General features: G+C 60.3%; 4 protein-coding genes. 1 reads left to right on the top strand and 3 read right to left on the bottom strand.

Annotation, left to right across the window (positions count from 1 at the left end; all coding sequences use genetic code 11):
* A partial coding sequence (locus tag Q0C48_RS08620; RefSeq protein WP_291523431.1) for a hypothetical protein occupies positions 1 to 1,191 on the top strand: 1,191 nt, incomplete at its 5' end.
* Positions 1,192 to 1,331: 140 nt separating this feature from the next.
* Here Q0C48_RS08620 and waaF read toward each other — a convergent pair.
* The 3 genes from waaF to Q0C48_RS08605 all read right to left on the bottom strand — a co-directional run.
* Positions 1,332 to 2,444 (bottom strand): lipopolysaccharide heptosyltransferase II, encoded by a 1,113-nt coding sequence (gene waaF, locus Q0C48_RS08615; protein ID WP_291523429.1) that lies wholly within the window; start codon positions 2,442 to 2,444, stop codon positions 1,332 to 1,334.
* Positions 2,445 to 2,463: 19 nt separating this feature from the next.
* Complete coding sequence (locus Q0C48_RS08610; RefSeq protein WP_291523427.1) at positions 2,464 to 3,228, bottom strand: RMD1 family protein; 765 nt, start codon at positions 3,226 to 3,228, stop codon at positions 2,464 to 2,466.
* Positions 3,229 to 3,231: 3 nt separating this feature from the next.
* The coding region (locus Q0C48_RS08605) for an FAD-linked oxidase C-terminal domain-containing protein (protein ID WP_291523425.1) at positions 3,232 to 4,490 on the bottom strand (1,259 nt) is incomplete at its 5' end.

The following is a 4,490-nucleotide window of genomic DNA, read 5'->3' as shown; positions in this document are numbered from 1 at the left end:
AATGTGCAGACTGCCCCTTTCCTGGGGGGCTTTGGTGTAGGCGTCAGTTTCTATACTGCCAATGCCCTTGGTGCGAATAACTTATCCGGCGCACCGGCGTATCCCTACGTGGATCCCACGCTGATGGGGCCGCGACAATCCATCAATGCTTTGGGTCAGGCTTACATCCAGTATGCCCTTCCCAAGGTCCTGCTCGTCCGTGCGGGAGATCAGGTCATCAATACCCCCTGGGTAAACAACTCCGACTCGCGTCTTTTGCCGGCTACTTATCAGGGCGTCTTTGCCGAAGTTTCTCCTTACTCTGACTGGCATATCTACGGCATGCGCATCTTCCGCTGGAAGAGCCGTACGTCGTCGGGCTATTACCGGGATAACCTCTACGACCCAGCCACCTTTGATGGCGATTCCATGTATGGTGGTTCTGGTACACCGGTGATCACGGGTTCTTCACCCGTGGCCAATGGCGTGTTGGCTTTCGGTACCAGTGGCAGTCTCATGGGAGCCAAAGCCCAGGTCTGGTATTACGATTACTACCAGTTCGCCAAAAGTGTATATGGCGACGTGAATTATACCCTGAAGACGGGCACCGGCTTCGATCCTTTCGTGGGCGCCCAGTTCAACCGCCAATGGCAGAACAACGGCCTGCTGGATGGGTCGAGGATCAACAACTCCCCGATCACCGCTACCTCGGTGAACAGTACGGCTTGGGGCGCGCAGGTGGGTTTGAACTACGCGGCTTTTAATAATGTGTTGGGGAATGGCCAGTTAACCTGGTCTTACAATGAGATTTTAGCGCATCCCGGTGCGGTGGGCGGTGGTGCCGTTATTTCACCCTATACCGCGGGCTACGCCACAGATCCCCTCTATACGACTTCCATGATCCGCGGTCTGGTGGAACTCGGACCGGGCAGCGGCTGGAAGGTCAAGTGGACTCAGAATCTCTTCGACAAGCGCTTCTTGTTCATGGCGGCCTTGGCGCAGTACCACACCTATTATAACGGTACCAGCAATAACGCCTATGTGGATCTGACCTATTTCGTTCCGGGCATGTTCAAGGGTCTATCCATCCGTGACCGTGTGGAGGTGGCTAATGGTCTGGACGCTTATAATGGTCTCCAGGGTAATGGTGCCGGTTTCAATAAGGGCCATTCCTTCATCTATAACCGGGTGATGCTGACCTACGCATTTTAATGATGGAGGCGGGCGCCGAGGCGAAATGCCCGGTGGCCAGCAACGCTGCCCAGCAAGGCCGTTTTACTCCTGCAATGCCTTGGCATTGCTCCTCCTCTCTTCGCTCCGCCAGTCGGGGCTTTTTTGTGTTTGCGCTCCGACTACGTCTGGGGAATTTGGCGGATGACGTGTTCCGGGCTGAGGTCTTCCATACAGCGATGATGCTTGAGGGGGCACTCACGTTTGCCACAGGGACTGCACGATATATCCAGACGCAAGGGCTGGGCGCCGGCTGATAGCGGTGGGGTCATGCGCAGTGGCGTGGGGCCATATAAAGCGATGACCCGGCTGCCTACAGCACCCGCGACATGCATCAGACCAGAGTCGTTGCTGACGGTGATGGGGGCGAGGGAGAGCAGATCAACGGCCTCCAGCAGACTGGTCTGGCCCCCCAGATCAACTGCTTCGGGGACAGCGGCCGCTACGGCTTGAGTGATTTCCGCATCCTTGGGGCTGCCGAACAGCCAGACAGCATGGCCACGCTGAACCAGGGACCGCGCCAGGGTAATCCAGTGATGCACCGGCCAGCGCTTGGCTGGGCCATATTCGGCACCCGGCGCCAAGGCGACCAGAGGCCGTTGGGGCACGTCGATACCCAGTCGCTGCAAGGCAGCGGCAAGCGCTGTCTGGTTTACCTGTAAACGTGGTGCAGGCAGTTGCGTGGGTTGGGGAAGGCGCGGCGGCAGGCCGAGAGCGACAAAGCGATCCACGGTCCGCAGCAGCTTCTTTTTGTCTAGGCGATGGCGATCATTGAGCAGTAAACGGCGGCCTTCGCCACGGAAACCGGTGCGTGTCGGTATCCGTGCCCAATATGGAATCAGTGCGGATTTAAAGCTGTTCGGCAGACAAATGGACCAGTCATAATCCTGCTTCTGCAAATCCTTCGCCACCTGACGGCGCAGCTTCAGGCCAAGCTGGCCGTGGTCGATGCTCAAGGGCATGGCCCGCCGTACTTCCAGCATACGCTCCGCCAGCGGGACGCTGGCAGGAGGGGCCAGGACATCCACCTGTAGGCGCGGCCAGCGGCGGCGCAGTACCTGCAACAACACCTGTGCCATGACCATATCCCCTACCCAGGCCGGTCCGATCAGCAGCAGGCGGGCGGGATCATAGCTGTGGGCGACACGGGTGTTATGCGAAACAAAGGCTTCATGCTCGTGGTAGGGCGGTTCTGCATCGCCAACATCGTGCGCAGAGGGAACATTCTCCAACACGGGCCATCGTTCGCCCATTTTACTTGCCAATGAGCATGATCAGCGCTTCCACAGCGATCAGAATGATGATGATCCATTCCAGGATGGTCTCCCGATGGTGACGACTGGCGACAATCATGACTTCCAGCCCCTCATGAATGGCGTCGAGTTTTTCGTCGAGGGCGCGAAAGCGGCTGGTGAGCTCCAGATCGGCGGAGAGCTCGCGGGAGAGCAGTTCCAGGCCCGGTGTCTCCCAGACGATGTCGGGGTTGTCCAGCACCGCCAGGCGGGAGAGGATTTCGGTGCGGGTGGCGGAAGTCGAGGCGAGAAAGCGCAGGTGCCCGCCGCGCCGTCCCGGTAGGCGCCCGGTACGAGTCACTTCCGAGAGCAGGTTCAGCGTAGTTTCCAGCAGATTTTCGACGGCCTCTTCGTGCAGTTCCAGGGCAAGGCTCTGGGCCAAGCGCAGGGCAACAAGAAGAATCCGTTCTTCATCAAGGTTTTTGAGGGTGACGCCGTCGCGCCCCACGCCATCGCGCTCGCCGACCCGGACCGCCAGTTCTTCGACCTTGGGGTTGGCGATGGGGGTGAACTGTGCCTGCACGGTGGCGATGACTTTGGCCTGCAACGCTGGTCCCGCGCCGAAAAAGCAGATGACGCCGGAGCGGAAGAGTACCACCCAGGTGTCAGCATCGCGGAGCAAGCGGTGGGCGGGGGTGTTTTCTAGCAGGTCCATCTCAAAATCTTCGCGCCAGCTTTTGAGGGAAATATGGCGTACCGGCTGGATGGCGTGGAGGATGCTGTTCATGATTCAGGCCTCGGGGAGCAATTTGCCGGGATTGAGAATGCCGTCGGGATCGAAGACCTGTTTGATGGCGCGCTGGATGCTGAGGTTTTCCGGGCTGAGTTCCAGCGGGACATAGGCGCGCTTGCTGCTGCCGATGCCGTGTTCGCCGGAGAGGGTTCCACCCAGCGTCAGTACGGTCTGGAAGAGCTTTTGCAAACCATGTTGGGCGCGGCGCATCTCGTCCTTATCCCTGGGGTGGACCAGAAAGTTTACGTGCAGATTGCCGTTCCCTGCGTGTCCGAAGCTGACGATATGCAGGGACTGCTCTGCGGCGATCCCTTCGATGGCTTCCAGTAACTCGCGCAGACGGCTGACCGGCACGACCACATCCTCATTGATCTTGAGTGGTGCCATGGCTTTGGTGGCGGGAGACAGGGACTTGCGTGCCGCCCACAGATCCGCAATGGCAACCGCATCGGTAGCTTCCAGAATCTCCATACTCCCCTCACCCGCCAGTGCCGCGCGGATGGCCTGCACTTGTCCGGGGAGTGTGATCGCCTCACCATCCACTTCGACCATCAACAGAGCGTTGCTGCCTTCCGGCAGGTCGCTGGCCGCGCCCATGGCGCGCACGGCGGCCAAGGCATGGAGGTCCATGAGTTCGAGCGCGCTGGGGTTGTTTCGCTGGGCCATGACGCGCTGTACGGCGGCACAGGCGCTGGCCGTGTTGCTATAGGCGGCGCGCAGGGTGGCGTTGGCGGCGGGCATGGGCAGCAGGCGCAAGGTGGCCTCGGTGATGACGGCAAGGGTGCCTTCGCTACCCACCAACAGGCGGGTCAGGTCATAGCCGACCACACCCTTGCTGGTGCGGACGCCGCAGCACAGCGTCTCGCCGGTGCCGGTGACGGCGCGTAAGCCCAGTACATAATCGCGGGTGACTCCATATTTTACGGCGTGGGGGCCACCGGCATTCATCGCCAGGTTGCCGCCGATGCGGCAGTAGGGGCTGCTGCCGGGATCGGGGGGGTAGAATAATCCGTCGGCGTGCACATGGGCACTGATCGCGGCCGTGATACATCCTGCTTCGACGGTGATCGTGCGGTCGACCGCACTGTAATCGCAGATTTTTTGCATGCACTCGAAGCTGATGACGGCGCTGCCGGGCACCGGCTGAGCCCCGCCGACATTTCCGGAACCTGCTCCGCGCGGGACGAGGGGCAGATGATGGCGACGGGCAATATTGACGATGGCCTGCACCTCTTCATGGCTGTGCGGGAAGAGCA

The organism is Acidithiobacillus sp. (assembly GCF_023255755.1).
In the GTDB taxonomy this organism is placed as follows: domain Bacteria; phylum Pseudomonadota; class Gammaproteobacteria; order Acidithiobacillales; family Acidithiobacillaceae; genus Acidithiobacillus.
Note: the sequence above shows the minus strand (reverse complement) of the source record. Positions and strands in the feature narration are given on the sequence as shown.